The following is a 17,535-nucleotide window of genomic DNA, read 5'->3' on the forward strand; positions in this document are numbered from 1 at the left end:
ACGTTGACGTCTCAGTCGCTCCCGAAATGGGCTGCCTCCGGGCAGCCGGAACGGAATCCTGTCCCCATGAAGCCCGTGAAGCCCCGCAAGCCCTTGCTGCTCATCGACGTCGACGGCCCCCTGAACCCCTACGCGGCCAAGGCCCAGCGCCGCCCCGAGGGCTACACCACCCACCGGATGCGCCCGACGGGCTGGCGGGAGTCCGAGAGCGCCCGGCCGCTGCGGGTCTGGCTCGACCACGGCCACGGCGCGGAGCTGCTGGCGCTGGCGGACGTATACGAACTCGTGTGGGCCACGACGTGGAAGGACGAGGCCAATGACTGGATAGGCCCGCACCTGGGCCTGCCCAGGCTGCCGTACATCGACTGGCCGCAGATGCACGGGCGGGCCCCGCGCGGGACGTTCTGGAAGACCCAGTACATCCTGGAGTACGCGGGAACGCGGCCCTTCGCGTGGGTCGACGACGACATCACGGCGATGGACCGCGAGTACGTCGACCAGCGCCACCCCGCGCGGACGCTGCTGCTGCGCGTCGACGAGCGGATCGGCCTGACCCGGCCGGACTTCGACGCGCTGGCCGCGTGGGCGGCGTAGACGCCGAAGGGGGCGGCGGGGGCCCATGGCCTCCACCGCCCCCTGCGGGACGTCAGTTCTTGTGGGCCGCCCAGGCGTGCTGGATGACCAGGTCGGCCTTGAGCTCGGTCAGCTGGACCGCGACCGCCGAGGGGGCGGTGCCGCCACGGCCGTTGCGGGAGGCCAGGGCGCCCTTGACGTTGAGGACCGTGCGGACCTCGGGCGTCAGGTGCTCCGAGATCTTCGCGAACTGGTCGTCGGTGAGCTGGTCGAGCTCGATGCCCTCGGCCTCGCAGACCTTCACGCACTCGCCGGCCACCTCGTGCGCCACCCGGAACGGGACGCCCTGCTTGACCAGCCACTCCGCGATGTCGGTCGCGAGGGAGAAGCCCGCCGGAGCCAGCTCCTCCATCCGCTCCCGGTTGATCGTGAGGGTCGCCATCATGCCCGTGAAGGCGGGGAGCAGCACCTCAAGGGTGTCGCAGGAGTCGAAGACCGGCTCCTTGTCCTCCTGGAGGTCCCGGTTGTAGGCGAGGGGCAGCGCCTTGAGCGTCGCCAGCAGGCCGGTCAGGTTGCCGATGAGGCGGCCCGACTTGCCGCGCGCCAGCTCCGCGATGTCCGGGTTCTTCTTCTGCGGCATGATCGACGAGCCGGTGGAGAAGGCGTCGTGCAGGGTGACGAAGGAGAACTCCTTCGTGTTCCACAGGATGATCTCCTCCGCGATCCGGGACAGGTTGATCCCGATCATCGCGGTGACGAAGGCGAACTCGGCGACGAAGTCACGCGAGGCCGTGCCGTCGATGGAGTTGCCGACCGAGCCGCGCTCGAAGCCGAGGTCGGCGGCGACCTGCTCCGGGTCTAGGCCGAGGGAGGAGCCGGCGAGGGCGCCCGAGCCGTACGGGGAGACCGCGGTCCGGGTGTCCCACTGCCGCAGCCGCTCCGCGTCGCGGGACAGCGCCTGTACGTGGGCCAGTACGTGGTGGGCGAAGAGCACCGGCTGCGCGTGCTGGAGGTGCGTCCGGCCCGGCATCGCCACGTCGGCGTGCGTCTCGGCGAGGCCGACCAGCGCGTCCTGGAGGTCGGCGATCAGCGCGCCGATGGTCCGCGCGTGGTCACGCAGGTACATCCGGAAGAGGGTGGCGACCTGGTCGTTACGGGACCGGCCGGCCCGGAGCTTGCCGCCGAGGTCGGCGCCGATCCGCTCCAGCAGGCCCCGCTCCAGGGCGGTGTGCACGTCCTCGTCGGCGAGGGTGGCGACGAGGGAGCCGTCGGCCACGTCGGCGGCGAGCTGGTCGAGACCCGCCGTCATGCGGTCGAGCTCCTCGGCCGTGAGCAGGCCCGCCTTGTGCAGGGCGCGGGCGTGGGCGCGCGAGCCCGCGATGTCGTACGGCGCCAGACGCCAGTCGAAGTGCACCGAAGCGGACAGCTTCGCGAGGGCCTCCGAAGGGCCGTCGGCGAACCGGCCGCCCCAGAGCCGGACGTCTCCGTTGTTGCTGCTCACTGCTGCTCCTCAAGACTGCGCATGACGTGGACTGCTGTAGGGCTCACTGCTGTAAGGCCCGGATGTGCAACCTCCCCCTAGGCCCTTGCGGACCTGGGGGGACCCCCACCCCGCCGCGGAGGTAACGGGGAGGCGGTCCTCCTGCGTGTGCGAGACCGAGGCCGGTCAGGCCAGGTCGCGGCGGGCTGCGATCTTCGAGGAGAGACCGAAGATCTCGATGAAGCCCTGGGCCTTGGACTGGTCGAAGGTGTCGCCCGAGTCGTAGGTCGCGAGGTTGAAGTCGTACAGCGACTCGTCCGACTTCCGGCCGGTGACGACGGCGCGGCCGCCGTGCAGGGTCATCCGGATGTCACCGGTGACGTGCTGGTTGGCCTCGTTGATGAAGCCGTCCAGCGCCCGCTTCAGCGGGGAGAACCACAGGCCGTCGTAGACCATCTCGCCCCAGCGCTGCTCGACCTGCCGCTTGTAGCGGGCCAGCTCGCGCTCGACGGTGACGTTCTCCAGCTCCTGGTGGGCGGTGATCAGCGCGATCGCGCCCGGGGCCTCGTAGACCTCACGGGACTTGATGCCCACGAGGCGGTCCTCGACGATGTCGATCCGGCCGATGCCCTGCGCTCCGGCCCGCTCGTTGAGCTGCTGGATGGCCTGGAGAACGGTGACGGGCTTGCCGTCGATGGCGACCGGGACGCCCTCCTTGAAGGAGATGACGACCTCGTCGGCCTCACGCGGGAGGGCCGGGTTCGAGGTGTACTCGTAGATGTCCTCGATCGGGGCGTTCCAGATGTCCTCCAGGAAGCCCGTCTCGACGGCGCGCCCGAAGACGTTCTGGTCGATGGAGTACGGGGACTTCTTGGTGGTGGCGATCGGGAGGTCCGCCTTCTCTGCGAAGGCGATCGCCTTGTCCCGGGTCATCGCGTAGTCACGGACCGGGGCGATGCACTTGAGGTCGGGGCCGAGGGCGGCGATGCCGGCCTCGAAGCGGACCTGGTCGTTGCCCTTGCCGGTGCAGCCGTGGGCGACGATCGAGGCGTTGTGCTTCTTCGCGGCGGCGACCAGGTGCTTGACGATGGTCGGCCGCGACAGGGCCGAGACCAGCGGGTACCGGTCCATGTAGAGGGCGTTCGCCTTGATCGCCGGGAGGCAGTACTCGTTGGCGAATTCGTCCTTGGCGTCGGCGACCTCGGCCTCGACGGCACCGCAGGCGAGCGCGCGCTTGCGGATGACGTCCAGGTCCTCGCCGCCCTGGCCGACGTCCACGGCCACGGCGATGACCTCGGCGCCCGTCTCCTCGGCGATCCAGCCGATGGCGACGGAGGTGTCCAGGCCGCCCGAGTAGGCGAGTACGACGCGCTCGGTCACGGGTTTCTCCTTACGGTGCATTCAACGACAGGCATAACTATGCACTACTCCGTATGTTTCGTCAATCACGGCCTGGTTCGACCCTCTGGCCTGCGGCAACATCAGGGGCGGCGGCGGGAACCGGCACGGGCCGACAGGGCGCGACAGCGCCCGGTGCCTGTCGGCCGGTGGGGCCGAGGCGCGGCCTGGCGGCCCTTCCCGCCGGACGCGCCGGGCGTGGATCGCCTTCGACGAGGAGGTGCGGGCGGATCCGCCCCCGTACGTACGCCCCCGTACGTACGCGCCCGGCCGGACCGACCGGGCGGAGGCCCGGCGGTGCCACCCCGGGGGCCGGACCCGCGAGCCCGCGCTCGGCGCGCCGGACGCGCGGCCCGAACCTCTCGTCGCGATCCGCTGCCCCGACAGGGCGGCCAGCCGTACGGAGCGTGGCCAGGGGCGCCCGGCCCCACGCGCCGCGCTCCCGCCGACCGCCGTGCGGACGCGCGACTCGTGCGGGTGCCGGCCGGGACGACGGTCCGGGGCCGGCATCCTCGCCGGCTGGGTCTCAAGGGGTGAAATTCCCCGACCGATTCCGGCCAGTGTCACAATCGGATCATGGGAAAACACTACGAACGCATAGACGGCCGACTGCGCACCTTCATCGAGGAGCAGCCGGTCTTCTTCACCGCGACCGCCCCCCTCGCCGGTGACGGGCACGTCAACCTGTCCCCCAAGGGCCGTGCCGGAACCCTCGTCGTCATCGACGAACAGACTCTCGCCTACCTGGACTTCGGCGGCAGCCACGCCGAGACCATCGCCCACGTGCGGGAGAACGGCCGGGTCACGCTCATGTGGTGCGCGTTCACCGGGCCGCCCAAGATCGTGCGCGTGCACGGTGAGGGTGAGGTGGTGTTCCGCGACGATCCCCGCTGGGCCGGGCTGATCGGGCTGTTCGGCGAGGCCGACGGGCCGTCAGCCCGTGCCGTGATCGTGGTGCGCGCCCGCCGGATCTCCGATTCCTGCGGATACGCCGTCCCCTCCATGGAGTACCAGGGCGAGCGCACCCTCCACGCGGAGTACTTCGGCCGCAAGACGGACGAGGAGTTCGCGGAGTACTGCGAGAAGAAGGATTTCATCGGGACGAGCCTCGACGGCCTGCCTGCGCTGCCGTTGCCCCTTCCGGCCCGTACGGTCTGACGTGTGCTGCGTAACGCTCTACTGTCCGGACTCACCGGCGCGCTGATCCTCGCCGGCCCGTTCCCCTCCGGCTCAGCCCCGCTGCCCGCCCGCCTCGCCGACACCGGCGGCGGCAGCCAGCTCATCACCGCCGTCGCACCCGCCGCCGGGTCCACGACGGGCCGGCTGACGTGGTGGGACCGGCGCGCGGGCCGATGGTACGAGGCCGGGAGCGCGCCCGCCCGCTTCGGGGCGAACGGCCTCACGGAGGGCGCGACCCGCACGCAGGGCACCAGCACCACTCCGACGGGCCTGTACGACCTCCCGTACGCCTTCGGAATCCGGCGGGCGCCGGCCGGGACGGCCTACCGCTACCAGCGGGTGACCGGCGATTCGTGGTGGTGCCAGGACAACGCCTCGACCAGCTACAACCGCTGGGCCGAGCCGCTGCCCGCCGACTGCGCGCCGGGCGAGGCCGAACACCTCGTGACGTACGAGGCCCCGTACGCGCACGCGCTGGTGATCGGCTTCAACTACGACCGGCCCGTACGCGGCCGGGGCGCCGGGATCTTCCTGCACGCCAACGGCGAGGGCGCGACGGCCGGTTGCGTGTCCGTACCGGAGCGGGCCATGCGGGCGATCCTGCGCTGGGCGGACCCCCGCCGCCGCCCGCACATCGCGGTCGGCACCGCGTCCGGGGCCCTGGCCGTCACGCGATACTGACCGGCGGTCAGCTCTCCTTCTGCGCCAGCCGCAGCAGGTGGTCGGCGAGGGCCTGGCCGCCCGCCGGGTCGCGGCTGATCAGCATCAGGGTGTCGTCGCCCGCGATCGTGCCGAGGATCTCCTGGAGTTCGGCCTGGTCGATCGCCGAGGCGAGGAACTGCGCGGCGCCCGGCGGGGTGCGCAGGACCACGAGGTTCGCGGAGGCCTCCGCCGAGATCAGCAGTTCCCCGGAGAGGCGCCGCATGCGCTCCTCCTTCGCGGACTCGCCGAGCGGCGCCTGCGGGGTGCGGAAGCCGCCCTCGCTGGGAACCGCGTAGATCAGCTCGCCGCCGGTGTTGCGGATCTTCACCGCGCCCAGCTCGTCGAGGTCCCGGCTGAGCGTCGCCTGGGTGACGCTCAGCCCGTCGTCGGCGAGCAGCTTGGCCAGTTGGCTCTGGGAGCGGACCGGCTGCCGGTTGAGGATGTCCACGATCCGGCGGTGGCGGGCGGTGCGGGTCTGCGGGACGGCCTGGCCGCCGTGCTCGTTGTCCTGGGCCTGGCTCATCGTCGTCTCATTCTCCGGATCCGTCCCCGTGGGCTGCGTCGAGGATGCCGGGCAGGGCCTGGAGGAACGCGTCCACCTCGGCCTCGGAGAGTACGTACGGGGGCATGAGCCGTACGACGTCGGGGGCGGGCGCGTTGACCAGGAAGCCGGCGTCCTGAGCCGCCTGCTGCACCTGGGCTGCGAGCGGCTCGGTCAGCACGATACCCAGCAGAAGGCCCGCTCCACGGACATGGGAGACGAGCGCATGGCCGTTCCCGTCGCTCAGGTGCTCGATTCCGGAGCGCAGCCGCTCGCCCCGCGCCTTGACCTGGTCGAGCAGTCCGTCGGCGGCGATGGTGTCGATCACGGCGAGGCCGGCGGCGCAGGCGACCGGGTTCCCGCCGAAGGTCGTGCCGTGCTGGCCGGGCCGGAGCAGCTCGGCGGCGGCCCCGAACGCGAGCACGGCGCCGATCGGCAGCCCGCCGCCCAGGCCCTTCGCGAGGGTGACCAGATCGGGCTCCACACCCTCGTGGGCCTGGTGCTCGAACCACTGGCCGCAGCGCCCGATGCCGGTCTGCACCTCGTCGAGGACCAGCAGCGTGCCGGTGGCGCGGGTGATCTCGCGGGCGGCCGTCAGATACCCGGCGGGGGGCACGACGACGCCGTTCTCGCCCTGGATCGGCTCGATGACGACGAGCGCGGTGTCCTCGGTGACGGCGGCCCGCAGGGCCTCCACGTCGCCGTACGGGACGTGCGTGACGTCGCCGGGCAGCGGCAGGAAGGGGGTCTGCTTCGCCGGCTGGCCGGTGAGCGCGAGGGCGCCCATGGTGCGGCCGTGGAAGCCGCCGGTGGTGGCGACCATGTGGGTCCGCCCGGCCAGCCGGCCGATCTTGAAGGCGGCTTCTACGGCCTCGGCACCGGAGTTGCAGAAGAAGACCCGGCCCTCGCGGCCGGAGAGCTGGAGCAGCCGCTCGCCGAGCGCGAGGACCGGCTCGGAGGCGTAGAGGTTGGAGACGTGGCCGAGGGTGGAGATCTGCCCGGTCACGGCCGCGACGATCGCCGGGTGGGCGTGGCCGAGGGCGTTGACCGCGATGCCGCCGACGAAGTCGGTGTACCGCTTGCCGTCCGCGTCCCACACTTGGGCGCCTTCGCCGCGTACGAGCGCGAGCGCCGGGGTGCCGTAGTTGTCGGTCAGCGCACCCTGCCAGCGGGCGCTGTACTCCTGGTTGCCGCCGGTCCCCGTCGTCATGCCGCTCCCCCTTGCCGCTCGTCGGGCACGACCATCGTGCCGATTCCCTCGTCGGTGAAGATCTCCAGCAGGATCGAGTGCTGGACGCGCCCGTCGATCACCCGGGCGGTGCCCACGCCGCCGCGCACCGCGTGCAGGCAGCCCTCCATCTTGGGCACCATGCCGCTCGACAGGTCCGGCAGCAGCTTCTCCAGCTCGCTGACGGTGAGCCGGCTGATGACCTCGTCGCTGCTCGGCCAGTCCGCGTAGAGGCCCTCGACGTCGGTGAGGACCATCAGCGTCTCCGCGCCGAGTGCGGCGGCGAGCGCCGCTGCTGCAGTGTCAGCGTTGACGTTGTACACATGGTGGTCATCGGCGCTGCGCGCGATGGAGGAGATGACCGGGATCCGGCCGTCCGCCAGCAGCGCCTCGATCGCGCCGGTGTCGATCGCGGTGATCTCGCCGACCCGCCCGATGTCGACGAGCTCGCCGTCGATCTCCGGGCTGTGCTTGACCGCGGTGATGGTGTGGGCGTCCTCGCCGGTCATGCCGACGGCGAGCGGCCCGTGCTGGTTGAGCAGCCCGACCAGCTCGCGCTGGACCTGACCCGCCAGGACCATCCGTACGACGTCCATCGCCTCCGGCGTGGTGACGCGCAGGCCGGCCTTGAACTCACTGACCAGGCCCTGCTTGTCGAGCTGGGCGTTGATCTGCGGGCCTCCGCCGTGCACCACGACGGGCCGCAGGCCGGCCTGCCGCAGGAAGACCACGTCCTGGGCGAAGGCCGCCTTCAGGTCCTCGTCGATCATGGCGTTGCCGCCGAACTTGATGACGACGATCTTGCCGTTGTGCCGGGTGAGCCAGGGCAGGGCCTCGATGAGGATCTCGGCCTTGGGCAGCGCGGTGTGCTTCCTGGCGGTACTCATGAGCTGTACGCGCTGTTCTCGTGGACGTACTCGGCCGTCAGGTCGTTGGCCCAGATGACGGCCGACTGACTGCCGGTGGCCAGGTCGGCGGTGATGCGGACCTCGCGGTCCTTCATCGAGACCAGGTCGCGGTCCTCGCCGACGGAACCGTTCTTGCACACCCAGACGCCGTTGATGGCCACGTTCAGCCGGTCCGGGTCGAAGGCGGCCTTGGTGGTGCCGATGGCGGAGAGCACCCGGCCCCAGTTGGGGTCCTCGCCGTGGATGGCGCACTTGAGCAGGTTGTTGCGGGCGATGGACCGGCCGACCTCGACCGCGTCGTCCTCGCTCGCCGCGCCGACGACCTCGATGCGGATGTCCTTGCTCGCGCCCTCGGCGTCGCCGATGAGCTGGCGGGCGAGGTCGTCGCAGACCGTCCGTACGGCCTCCGCGAACTCCCCGTACGCCGGCACCTGGCCGGACGCGCCGGAGGCGAGCAGCAGCACCGTGTCGTTGGTCGACATGCAGCCGTCGGAGTCGACCCGGTCGAAGGTGGTGCGGGTCGCGTCGCGCAGCGCCTTGTCGAGGGTGGCGCTGTCCACGTCGGCGTCCGTGGTGAGGACGACGAGCATGGTGGCCAGGCCCGGAGCGAGCATGCCCGCGCCCTTGGCCATACCGCCCACCGTCCAGCCGTCGCGGGAAACCGTGGCCGTCTTGTGCACGGTGTCGGTGGTCTTGATGGCGATGGCGGCCGCCTCGCCGCCGTCGGCGGACAGGGCGGCCACGGCGGTGTCGATGCCGGGCAGCAGCTTGTCCATGGGGAGCAGGACGCCGATCAGGCCGGTGGACGCGACCGCGATCTCCCCGGCGTTGTGCTCGCCGCCCAGGGCCTCGGCCACCTTCTCCGCGGTGGCGTGGGTGTCCTGGAAGCCCTTGGGGCCGGTGCAGGCGTTGGCGCCGCCCGAGTTGAGGACGACGGCGCTGACGGCGGCGCCCCGCAGGACCTGCTCGGACCAGAGCACCGGCGCGGCCTTGACACGGTTGGAGGTGAAGACGCCCGCGGCGGCCAGACGCGGCCCGTTGTTGACCACGAGGGCCAGGTCGGGGTTGCCGTTTGCCTTGATCCCGGCGGCGATGCCCGCCGCCGTGAATCCCTGTGCTGCCGTGACGCTCACGGTGCCACTCCGATCGTGGAAAGACCCAGGCCCTCGGGGAGCCCGAGGGCGATGTTCATGCTCTGCACCGCGCCGCCGGCGGTGCCCTTCGTCAGGTTGTCGATGGCGCTGATGGCGATGATCCGCTGCGCGGCCTCGTCGTACGCCACCTGGACATGGACGCCGTTGGAGCCGTAGACGGACTGGGTGGACGGCCACTGCCCCTCGGGGAGGAGGTGGACGAACGGCTCGTCGGCGTACGCCTTCTCGTAGGCGGCGCGGACCGACTCGGCGGTGGCGCCCGGGAGGGCCTTGGCCGAGCAGGTGGCCAGGATGCCGCGGGGCATCGGCACCAGGGTCGGGGTGAAGGAGACGGAGACCTGGCGGCCCGCGAGCGGGGACAGGTTCTGCACCATCTCGGGGGTGTGCCGGTGCCCGCCGCCGACACCGTACGGACTCACGGAGCCCATCACCTCGGAGCCGAGCAGGTGCGGCTTGAGCGCCTTGCCCGCGCCCGAGGTGCCGGTGGCGGCGACGATCACGGCCTCCGGCTCGGCGAGCTGCGCCTGGTAGGCGGGGAAGAGCGCGAGCGAGACGGCGGTCGGGAAGCACCCGGGGACGGCGATGCGCTTGGTGCCCTCCAGGGCGGCGCGGGCGCCGGGCAGCTCGGGAAGGCCGTACGGCCAGGTCCCGGCGTGCGGGGCGCCGTAGAACGCGTCCCAGTCGGCGGAGTCCTTCAGCCGGTGGTCGGCGCCCATGTCGACGACGAGCACGTCCTCGCCGAGCTGCGCGGCGACGGCGGCGGACTGGCCGTGCGGCAGCGCCAGGAAGACGACCTCGTGCCCGGCCAGGACCTCGGGCGTGGTGGCCTCCAGGGTCCGCCCGGCCAGCGGCACGAGGTGCGGCTGGAGCGCGCCGAGAGGCTGTCCGGCGTTGGAGTTCCCGGTCAGCGCGCCGATCTCCACCTCGGGGTGCGAGAGCAACAGGCGCAGCACTTCTCCGCCCGCGTACCCGCTCGCTCCGGCCACCGCTACACGTACCACCATGGGACCTCCTCCTCGATGGCATGACTATACGTAACTCTGCAGTTTTATGCAAAGGCCTTTTCGCCGGTGGCCGGGCAGGCAGTACCGCACTCGCCCCCGCGCCCCGGCCTTCACCGACGCGGACCGAACTGGCGTTTCGGCGTGCGTGGGGCTCCTTCATGGGGGACCGTGATGGCGCCCTGCCGCACGATCCGAGGAGAGTTTTCATGAACTGGACGCTCGAAGTCGTCCCGGTGCCCGTCAGCGACATGGATCGGGCGAAGGAGTTCTACGCCGACAAGGTCGGCTTCAAGGTCGACCTCGATGACGAGGTCGCCCCCGGCGTGCGCATCATCCAGATGACCCCGCCCGGCTCGCGGTGTTCGGTCGCGATGCTGGAGGGGATGCCCCCGGCGCCCGGGACGAAGGCGATGGCTCCCGGCACGCTGCAGGGTCTCCAGATCTGTGTCACCGACATCGAGGCGGCCCGGGAGGAGCTGGTGAGCCGGGGCGTGGACGTCTCCCCGGTGCGCCACGTCGGCGCGACGGGCTGGGAGGACGGCAAGGGCGACACCTGGAACTCGTTCATGTCCTTCGAGGACCCGGACGGCAACGGCTGGGTGGTCCAGGAGGCCCCGTCGGAGCTGTCGGAACGCTGACGGGACGGCGCCCGCGGCCCCGGCCCCACGGCCTCAGGTCGGCGTGACGGGTACGGCGCCCTCGGGTGCCGGGGTCGCCGGGCCGGCCGGTTCGAAGCCCGCGAGCATCTGCTCCAGGGCCTGCTGGTCCGGGCCGATGAACGGGTCGGCGTCCGGTGCGGCGCTCACCGTCTCGATCATGCGGGCGGCGATCCCGGTGGCCGGCGGCAGGTGGGTTGAGAACACGAACTGCGCGTCCATCACCCGCAGCGGCTCGACGGTGGCGAGGTACTTGTCGCGGTCCGTGTTGTGCACCCACGGGCTGTCCACCGCCGCCCACAGCAGTTGCCCCGCCCTCAGCTGCTCGGCGTCGACCGCGCCCGCGTCGCCGCCCGCCGCGAGCTCCTCGCTCGCCATGGGCGCGCCGAAGCAGTCGGAGCTGAAGACGGCCTGCGAGCGGTCGTCGTAGAAGCCGACGGTCGCCGGGTTGTCGAAGAGCGGCGGCCGGAAGGCGGTGAGAGAGCGGTCGCCGACGTCGAGGGTCTGACCGGGGTTGAGCAGGAAGACCCGGTCCAGGGGCAGCGGCCGCTCGGTGGACATGATGCCGGCGCCGATGAACGTGGTGACCACCCTGGCCCGCGGGGCCGCCTCCAGCAGGGCGAACAGGCCTCCGGTGTGATCCCGGTCGGGGTGGGTCAGCCAGATCCACCGGACGTCCGCCGGGTCGATCGCGGAGCCGAGCGTCCGCAGGAAGTCCCGGTCGGGCAGCCCCAGGCCGGTGTCCACGACGACCGGCTCCCGGGCGTGCAGAACGAACGCGTTGACCGGCAGGAAACCGAGTCCGGGGACTTCGAGGGCGTCCCCGAGGACGGTGATGTCGCGGCCGATCCTCTGGTTGGTCATGGCGCAGCTCCGATGGCCCCCTGGATGAGATCGATCGCGGCCTCCGGGAGGATTCTCCCCTCTCATCGTCCCTTCGCCGCGAACCGCGCGCACGCCGGCTGCCGCCTCGGCGAGGTCAGCGCCGCCACATGAACCCGGGCACGCTCACAACGCCTGAACGCGTTCAACCCGAACGCGTCAAGCGGCGGATCGCCCCCGTGGCAGCCCCACCGGCGGCGCCGCTACAACGCGCTGAGCGAATGGCGCACCCACACGTTCGGCTCGACGTACACCGCGTAGCCCTGCTCCAGTTCGCACCGGACCGGTGTCAGCGCCCCGGGCACCCGTACCGGCCCCGACGCGTCGAAGGGCAGTCCGGTCCACTCCCGCCACTCCTCCAGCGAGCCGCTGATGGTCATCGACAGCGGGGCCACCGAGTCGATGACCGCCCCCGCGCGCGCGTGGACCCGTAGCCACGGGTCGTACGGGAGACCGTCCTCGCGGACGCGGTACGCGTACTCCTCGATGGGAGTGTCGGGCTCGGCCGGCTTCCCGCTCGGCCTGACCGGGGCCACGAGCTCCGTGAAGCCGGCGGCGCGGACGCTCTCGCGCATCGCGGCCAGCATCCGGCCGGACAGTCCCTCGCCCTGCCGGTCGGTGGCGATGCTGACCTCGATGGCGCTGACCGTGTCGGGCCGGATCCCGCGCCGCAGGTCGGAGGAGGCCCACATGAAGATCTCTGTTGATTCGGTTGTAGGCCGTCGTCGGCCACTGGTTCGCTCGTGTGGGTGACGTGGATTGCCGGGAAGGTGGGCTAGGGTCGGCTTCGATCGTGGTTCCGGGTTCCGGCCGCTATCGCCTTGGTGTGACTGGGTGCGTCCAGAGAGATCGCACCGAGAGAGCTACCCGGCGGGCTGGAGCCAATGGCCACGGCAGGCAGGGACCACCGGACCCGTGAGGATGCCGCGCACCGCAGCCAGCGGAGAAGACGCGAGTACGCCAAGCTCGATCCCGGCCCCCGCGCCCCCGAAGACCGTTCGCGGGGCACCAGACCGAAACGTCTGGAATACGGGGAATCGGCCAACACCGGCCAATTCCCCTAGGAACGGTAGAGCAGCCAGCCGAGGGGTCGGCCTCAACCGGGATTTCGGCGACGGCGCCCGCTACGCCGGGGCCTGGAGGGAGAGGTGCCAGGCGCCGGACCAGCCCGTCAGGGTGAGCGTGGACAGCGGGCGGACGTCCACGTTCCAGTACGTCATCGGGGGCGCCTTCAGGGCGTAGACCAGGGCGGCGCGGACCACCGTGGGCTCCGCCACCGCCACGATCGCGCCGCCGTCGTCGGCGGGCCGGGTGTCGAGCCAGCCGCCGACGCGGGAGATGAAGGCCAGCAGGGATTCCCCGCCGTGCGGGGCGGCCCGCGGATCGGCGAGCCAGAGTTCCACCGCCCCAGGCTCACGGGCGGTCACCTCGGCCAGGGTCAGCCCCCGCCAGCGGCCCATGTCGCAGCCGCGCAGTGCGGGCTGGGCGAGCGGGGCGTACCCGAGGGCCTCCCCCGTGGCCCGGCTGCGCGGGGTGGGGGAGCAGTAGCGGAGTTCGGCGGCGCCCAGCGGCAGCAGCCCGCGCGCGGCGGACTCCACCGCGCGCCACCCGGCCCCGTCGAGCGGGCGGTCTTCGTCGAAGCGCTCGGCGAGCAGCGAGGAACCACGGGCTGCGGCGACGAGCGAGACCCGAACATGCATGCGGCGATGGTGAGCCGCAGGCCGCGCGGGGTCAAGCGTCCGGACGCGGCGGTTCAGGCGTCCGCGCGGTCCGCGCCCGGCACAGCGCGCGGAAGCCCGCCGCGCAGGCGCTGGACGGCCTCCACCAGTTCCCCGGGGCCCGAAACCCCGGCGAAGCTGAGCCGGACGTACGCAGCCGGCGGCTCGGCGCAGAAGTACGGGCGGCCGGGCGCGACCGCGACCCCGGCGCGCAGGGCCGCCGCCGCGAAGGCCGCGTCGTCGCCGCTCCCGCCGGGGCGCACCCACAACTGGTAGCCCCCGGCGGGCAGATGCGGCAGTTCGGCGTCCGGCAGTTCCCGCCGCAGGGCTCCTGCGAGCACGTCGCGCCGGTGGCGCAGTTCGGCGGAGACGGCCCGCAGGTGGCGCGGCCAGGCGGGCGCGCCGACGAGTTCGAGGGCGGCTTCCTGGAGCGGCCGGGGTACGAAGAAGCTGTCGACGACCTGGATGGCGCGCAGCCGGTCCAGCACCGGGCCGCGGGCGGCGAGCGCCCCGACCCGCAGGCTCGGCGACGTGACCTTGGTCAGGGAGCGGACGTGTACGACCACGCCGTCCGTGTCCTCGGCCGCCAGCGTGGCGGGCAGCGGCCCGGCGTCCTCGTGGGCCAGCGCCCGGGCGTAGTCGTCCTCCACGACGAAGGCTCCGGCGGCGCGCGCGATCCGCAGCACCTCGGTCCGCCGCGCGGCGCACAGCACGGCGCCGGTCGGGTTCTGGAACAGCGGCTGGCATACGAAGACCCGCGCGCCCGTCGCTTCGAAGGCGGCGGCCAGCAGCTCCGGCCGGACGCCGTCGGCGTCCACCGGGACGGGGACGGGCCGGCAGCCGGAGGCTCGGGCGATGGCCAGCAGCCCGGGGTAGGTGGGCGATTCCACCAGGATCGGCGCGCCGGGCGGGGCCAGCGCCCGCAGGGCGGTGGTCAGGGCGCTCTGTCCGCCCGCGGTGACCAGTACGTCGGCGGCCGCGACGGCGCCGCCGATCTCCCGGGCGAACCAGTCGCGCAGTTCGGGCAGTCCCTCCACGGGAGGCCGCCCCCAGGCTCCGGGCCGGCGGCCGGCGCGGGCCAGGGCCGCGGCCATGGCCCGCTCGGGCTGGAGGGACGGGTGCAGGTAGCCGCTGTTGAGCTCGATGACGCCGGGCGGCGGCGCGGTCAGTGAGATCAGCACGCCGGAGGCGTCCACGGAACGCGGGACGATCTCCCCGGCCCCGTCGGCGCTGAGCGCGACCTCCTGCCAGGAGGTGTCCCCGGGCGCGGGCTCCGCCGTACGCGGGCGGGCGCGGAACACCCCGGCGCCGGGACGGGTGACGACGAGGCCTTCGGCGGCGAGCTGGGCCAGGGCCCGCGAGACCGTGACGGGGCTGACGCGGTAGCGCTCCACGAGGGCCCGGCTGGAGGGCAGCTTTCCATCTACCGGGTAGCGGTCGACTTCCGACCTCAGGGATTCTGCCAGTTCCGCCATGCTGCTACGCTCATACATGACAGCACAGAATAGCGCTACTCACCGGACTGCGATAGCGGTTGGAGCCGACGCCACCATCGCAGGCGACACCGGATCCGCCTTCGGCACCAGCGCACGCACCGGTACGGCCCTCGCCGCGCTCGGCGTCGTCGCCTTCTCGCTGACCTTCCCCGCCACCGCCTGGGGCCTGGAGAGCTTCGGCCCCTGGTCGCTCGTCGCCCTGCGCAGCGTGCTGGCCGCCGTCATCGCGGGTGGCTTCCTGCTCGCCGGCCGGGTGCCGCTGCCCGCGCGCGAGCACTGGGCGGGGCTCGCTGTCGTCGCCGCCGGGGTGGTCGTCGGCTTCCCGCTGCTCACCACGCTCGCGCTCCAGACCTCCACCACCTCGCACGCCGCCGTCGTGGTCGGCCTGCTGCCGCTCACCACGGCCGCCCTCTCCGCCCTGCGCACCGGCGCCCGTCCCCCACGCCGGTTCTGGGTCGCGGCCGTCGCCGGGGCCGCCGTCGTGCTCGGCTTCACGCTCGCCCAGAGCGGCGGCTCCCTGTCGGGCGGGGACGCCTACCTCTTCGGGGCGCTGCTGGTGTGCGCGGCCGGATACACCGAGGGCGGACGGCTCGCGCGGCTCCTGCCCGGCTGGCAGGTGATCGGCTGGGCGCTGGTGCTGTGCCTGCCGCTCAGCCTGGCCGGCTCCGCGCTCGGGCTCGCGTACGAGCCGGTGCACCTCACCGGCCACGGGCTGGCCGGGCTGCTCTGGGCGGCGGCCGGCTCCACCTTCCTCGGCCTGTACGTCTGGTACCGGGGCATGGCGGCGATCGGCGCACCCCGGGCCAGCCAGCTCCAACTGGCCCAGCCGCTGCTGACCCTGGTCTGGTCGGTGGCGCTGCTCGGCGAGCAGCTCTCCCCGGCCACACCGGTGGCCGCTTGCGCGGTGCTGATCTGCATCACCGTGACCCAGCGGGTCAAATAGCCCCGATTCGCCCTAAACTGCTAACACCGGATCGGATCGGAACAGATCAGACCGCCATGAGGAGGTCACCATGCGTGCGACCGAAGGCGACCAGCTGGTGCAGCACGGCAATGTCGTCGGGAAGGCCGACAAGGTGGGCGAGATCACCCAGGTGCTGGGCGAGAACGGGACCCCGCCCTACCGGGTCCGCTTCCAGGACGGACATGAAGCGCTCATGGCTCCCGGACCGGACTGCACGATCAAGCACCCGGACGAAGCCGCCCACTGACGGGCCCCGGCCGATTCAGCGCGGCGGCGCCGCCGTCGGGTAGTGGTCGGCGACGACCCTGGCCATCGCTCCCGTGGGATCCGCGACCACCTGCTTCGCCGAGAAGTAGCTGTGGCCGCGGACCTCGGCATGACCCCGGGCCAGCCGCACGTGCCGCGACAGCTCCGCCGGATCACGCCAGGCGGGGGTGGGACTCTTCGGATCGCAGCGGTACAGCCCCTCCCCCATGTAGAGGTCCACACCCGTGCCCGCGACCGTCCGCGCCCACCACGGCACGATCTTGGCGTAGTCGGCGCTCGGGTGTCCGATGTGCCAGTACGCCTGCGGCACGACGTAGTCGATCCAGCGCTCGGTGACCCACTTGCGGGTGTCCGCGTAGAGGTCGTCGTACGTCGCCACGCCCGCCCGCGTGCGGGAGCCGAGCGGGTCGACATCGTCGTTGCGCCAGACCGCGAACGGGCTGATCCCGAACCGCACCGCCGGGTGCCGCGCCCGCAGCCGGCCCGACATCTCGCGGACGAGGGTGTCGGTGTTGTGGCGGCGCCAGTCGGCGCGGGAGGCGAACGAGCCTCCGTACAGCTCGTAGGCCTCGTCGTCGTCGAAGTACTGCCCGCTCACCGGGTACGGGTAGAAGTAGTCGTCCCAGTGCACCCCGTCGACCGGGTAGCGGGCGACGGCGTCGAGCACCACCTCCTGGACGAAGGCCCGCACCTTCGGGAGGCCGGGGTTGTAGTACAGCTTGCCGCCGTAGCGGACGAGCCAGCCGGGATTGAGGCGGGCCGGGTGCGAGGGGGCCAGGCGTCCCGGGTCGTCGTGGTTGGCCACCCGGTACGGGTTGAACCAGGCGTGCAGCTCCAGGCCCCGGGCGTGCGCCTCGGTGACCGCCGTACCCAGCGGGTCCCAGCCCGGATCGCGGCCCTGCTGCCCGGTCAGCCACTGCGACCAGGGCTCCCGCGCGCCGGGCCACATCGCGTCGGCCGTCGGCCGGACCTGGAGGATCACGGCGTTCAGTCGGCGCTCGACGGCGGTGTCGAGGAGCCCGAGCAGTTCGTCGCGCTGCTTTCCGGCGGACAGACCGGTCCTGGAGGGCCAGTCGACGTTGTGTACGGACGCGATCCACATCCCCCGGAACTCGGCGGCCGTCACCGCGCCCCGCGCACCACCCGCCCCCGCCGCCGCCGAACCCGTCGCCGAAGCCGCCGCCGAAGCCGCCGTGCCCACGGCCGCCGAGGCCAGCGCCCCCGCAGCGCCCCCCAGCAGACTGCGCCGTCCGATGTACACCATGTGATGCCTCCATTTCATAGCGTGACATTGCAATGTGTGCGCTCAGCATGCCTGCCCCGGCCCGCCACGCGGCTGAAGGTCGGGGGTAACGTCGGGGGGCGTGGCGGGCGCCGGAATGCAG

General features: G+C 72.4%; 17 protein-coding genes and 1 pseudogene. 6 read left to right on the forward strand and 12 right to left on the reverse strand.

Going from position 1 to position 17,535, the window contains the following annotated elements:
• The first annotated feature begins 66 nt into the window (after positions 1-66).
• Positions 67-594, forward strand: a complete 528-nt coding sequence (locus ACWDYJ_RS10995) for an HAD domain-containing protein (RefSeq protein WP_451565202.1) — start codon at positions 67-69, stop codon at positions 592-594.
• Between the two features lie 52 nt (positions 595-646).
• Here the strand turns inward: ACWDYJ_RS10995 and argH are convergent, their stop codons facing one another.
• Both argH and ACWDYJ_RS11005 read right to left on the reverse strand, forming a co-directional pair.
• Complete coding sequence (argH, locus tag ACWDYJ_RS11000; protein WP_451565203.1) at positions 647-2,074, reverse strand: argininosuccinate lyase; 1,428 nt, start codon at positions 2,072-2,074, stop codon at positions 647-649.
• Positions 2,075-2,239: 165 nt separating this feature from the next.
• The gene (locus ACWDYJ_RS11005; protein ID WP_451565204.1) at positions 2,240-3,433 is read right to left on the reverse strand and encodes an argininosuccinate synthase; all 1,194 of its coding nucleotides are present in this window, start codon (positions 3,431-3,433) and stop codon (positions 2,240-2,242) included.
• Between the two features lie 594 nt (positions 3,434-4,027).
• On the opposite strand from ACWDYJ_RS11005, the gene ACWDYJ_RS11010 reads away from it, so the two are divergent.
• Positions 4,028-4,609 carry a pyridoxamine 5'-phosphate oxidase family protein gene (locus tag ACWDYJ_RS11010; RefSeq protein WP_451565205.1) on the forward strand — a complete coding sequence of 194 codons (582 nt, stop codon included), beginning with the start codon at positions 4,028-4,030 and terminating at the stop codon, positions 4,607-4,609.
• A gap of 21 nt (positions 4,610-4,630) precedes the next feature.
• A complete protein-coding gene (locus ACWDYJ_RS11015; RefSeq protein ID WP_451565230.1) occupies positions 4,631-5,311 on the forward strand; it encodes a L,D-transpeptidase family protein in 681 nt (226 codons plus the stop codon).
• Positions 5,312-5,318: 7 nt separating this feature from the next.
• Here the strand turns inward: ACWDYJ_RS11015 and ACWDYJ_RS11020 are convergent, their stop codons facing one another.
• From ACWDYJ_RS11020 to argC, 5 genes are read right to left on the reverse strand one after another with little or no spacing between them, the layout of a single operon-like run.
• A complete protein-coding gene (locus tag ACWDYJ_RS11020) occupies positions 5,319-5,855 on the reverse strand; it encodes an arginine repressor (protein ID WP_355411762.1) in 537 nt (178 codons plus the stop codon).
• Positions 5,856-5,862: 7 nt separating this feature from the next.
• Positions 5,863-7,083, reverse strand: a complete 1,221-nt coding sequence (locus tag ACWDYJ_RS11025) for an acetylornithine transaminase (protein WP_451565206.1) — start codon at positions 7,081-7,083, stop codon at positions 5,863-5,865.
• The gene (argB, locus tag ACWDYJ_RS11030; RefSeq protein ID WP_451565207.1) at positions 7,080-7,988 is read right to left on the reverse strand and encodes an acetylglutamate kinase; all 909 of its coding nucleotides are present in this window, start codon (positions 7,986-7,988) and stop codon (positions 7,080-7,082) included. Before argB ends, ACWDYJ_RS11025 begins: the two co-directional genes overlap by 4 nt.
• Positions 7,985-9,142 (reverse strand): bifunctional glutamate N-acetyltransferase/amino-acid acetyltransferase ArgJ, encoded by a 1,158-nt coding sequence (gene argJ, locus ACWDYJ_RS11035; protein WP_451565208.1) that lies wholly within the window; start codon positions 9,140-9,142, stop codon positions 7,985-7,987. The genes argB and argJ overlap by 4 nt, the downstream gene beginning before the upstream one ends.
• Positions 9,139-10,167, reverse strand: coding sequence for an N-acetyl-gamma-glutamyl-phosphate reductase (gene argC, locus ACWDYJ_RS11040; protein ID WP_451565209.1), 1,029 nt, complete (start codon positions 10,165-10,167; stop codon positions 9,139-9,141). Before argC ends, argJ begins: the two co-directional genes overlap by 4 nt.
• A gap of 206 nt (positions 10,168-10,373) precedes the next feature.
• Between argC and ACWDYJ_RS11045 the strand changes: the two genes are divergently transcribed.
• A complete protein-coding gene (locus ACWDYJ_RS11045; RefSeq protein ID WP_451565210.1) occupies positions 10,374-10,805 on the forward strand; it encodes a VOC family protein in 432 nt (143 codons plus the stop codon).
• 33 nt (positions 10,806-10,838) lie between these two features.
• Here ACWDYJ_RS11045 and ACWDYJ_RS11050 read toward each other — a convergent pair whose 3' ends face one another.
• The 4 genes and pseudogenes from ACWDYJ_RS11050 to ACWDYJ_RS11065 all read right to left on the reverse strand — a co-directional run bounded on the left by ACWDYJ_RS11050 (position 10,839) and on the right by ACWDYJ_RS11065 (position 14,916).
• Positions 10,839-11,687, reverse strand: a complete 849-nt coding sequence (locus ACWDYJ_RS11050; protein ID WP_451565211.1) for an MBL fold metallo-hydrolase — start codon at positions 11,685-11,687, stop codon at positions 10,839-10,841.
• A gap of 221 nt (positions 11,688-11,908) precedes the next feature.
• Positions 11,909-12,394 (reverse strand): annotated as a pseudogene (locus ACWDYJ_RS11055) (N-acetyltransferase); the annotation flags it as partial.
• Between the two features lie 435 nt (positions 12,395-12,829).
• On the reverse strand, positions 12,830-13,405 hold the full coding sequence (locus tag ACWDYJ_RS11060) for a histidine phosphatase family protein (protein ID WP_451565212.1): 576 nt from the start codon (positions 13,403-13,405) through the stop codon (positions 12,830-12,832).
• Positions 13,406-13,458: 53 nt separating this feature from the next.
• Complete coding sequence (locus tag ACWDYJ_RS11065; RefSeq protein WP_451565213.1) at positions 13,459-14,916, reverse strand: aminotransferase-like domain-containing protein; 1,458 nt, start codon at positions 14,914-14,916, stop codon at positions 13,459-13,461.
• On the opposite strand from ACWDYJ_RS11065, the gene ACWDYJ_RS11070 reads away from it, so the two are divergent.
• A complete protein-coding gene (locus ACWDYJ_RS11070) occupies positions 14,915-15,862 on the forward strand; it encodes a DMT family transporter (protein ID WP_451565214.1) in 948 nt (315 codons plus the stop codon). The genes ACWDYJ_RS11065 and ACWDYJ_RS11070 overlap by 2 nt on opposite strands.
• 70 nt (positions 15,863-15,932) lie before the next feature.
• Positions 15,933-16,130: a DUF1918 domain-containing protein gene (locus ACWDYJ_RS11075; RefSeq protein ID WP_451565215.1), complete on the forward strand. Its 198-nt coding sequence runs from the start codon at positions 15,933-15,935 to the stop codon at positions 16,128-16,130.
• A 15-nt stretch (positions 16,131-16,145) separates the two neighbouring features.
• On the opposite strand, the gene ACWDYJ_RS11080 is transcribed toward ACWDYJ_RS11075, so the two are convergent.
• On the reverse strand, positions 16,146-17,414 hold the full coding sequence (locus ACWDYJ_RS11080; RefSeq protein ID WP_451565216.1) for a glycoside hydrolase family 10 protein: 1,269 nt from the start codon (positions 17,412-17,414) through the stop codon (positions 16,146-16,148).
• Positions 17,415-17,535 lie beyond the last annotated feature (121 nt).

This window comes from Streptomyces sp. NPDC003042, assembly GCF_053591315.1.

Coding starts and splice junctions, on each gene's coding strand:
- ACWDYJ_RS10995 (WP_451565202.1), top strand. CDS start 67: ATGAAGCCCGTGAAGCCCCGCAAGCCCTTGCTGCTCATCGACGTCGAC.
- ACWDYJ_RS11010 (WP_451565205.1), top strand. CDS start 4,028: ATGGGAAAACACTACGAACGCATAGACGGCCGACTGCGCACCTTCATC.
- ACWDYJ_RS11020 (WP_355411762.1), bottom strand. CDS start 5,855: ATGAGCCAGGCCCAGGACAACGAGCACGGCGGCCAGGCCGTCCCGCAG.
- ACWDYJ_RS11025 (WP_451565206.1), bottom strand. CDS start 7,083: ATGACGACGGGGACCGGCGGCAACCAGGAGTACAGCGCCCGCTGGCAG.
- argB (WP_451565207.1), bottom strand. CDS start 7,988: ATGAGTACCGCCAGGAAGCACACCGCGCTGCCCAAGGCCGAGATCCTC.
- argC (WP_451565209.1), bottom strand. CDS start 10,167: ATGGTGGTACGTGTAGCGGTGGCCGGAGCGAGCGGGTACGCGGGCGGA.
- ACWDYJ_RS11045 (WP_451565210.1), top strand. CDS start 10,374: ATGAACTGGACGCTCGAAGTCGTCCCGGTGCCCGTCAGCGACATGGAT.
- ACWDYJ_RS11050 (WP_451565211.1), bottom strand. CDS start 11,687: ATGACCAACCAGAGGATCGGCCGCGACATCACCGTCCTCGGGGACGCC.
- ACWDYJ_RS11060 (WP_451565212.1), bottom strand. CDS start 13,405: ATGCATGTTCGGGTCTCGCTCGTCGCCGCAGCCCGTGGTTCCTCGCTG.
- ACWDYJ_RS11070 (WP_451565214.1), top strand. CDS start 14,915: ATGACAGCACAGAATAGCGCTACTCACCGGACTGCGATAGCGGTTGGA.
- ACWDYJ_RS11065 (WP_451565213.1), bottom strand. CDS start 14,916: ATGTATGAGCGTAGCAGCATGGCGGAACTGGCAGAATCCCTGAGGTCG.
- ACWDYJ_RS11075 (WP_451565215.1), top strand. CDS start 15,933: ATGCGTGCGACCGAAGGCGACCAGCTGGTGCAGCACGGCAATGTCGTC.
- ACWDYJ_RS11080 (WP_451565216.1), bottom strand. CDS start 17,414: ATGGTGTACATCGGACGGCGCAGTCTGCTGGGGGGCGCTGCGGGGGCG.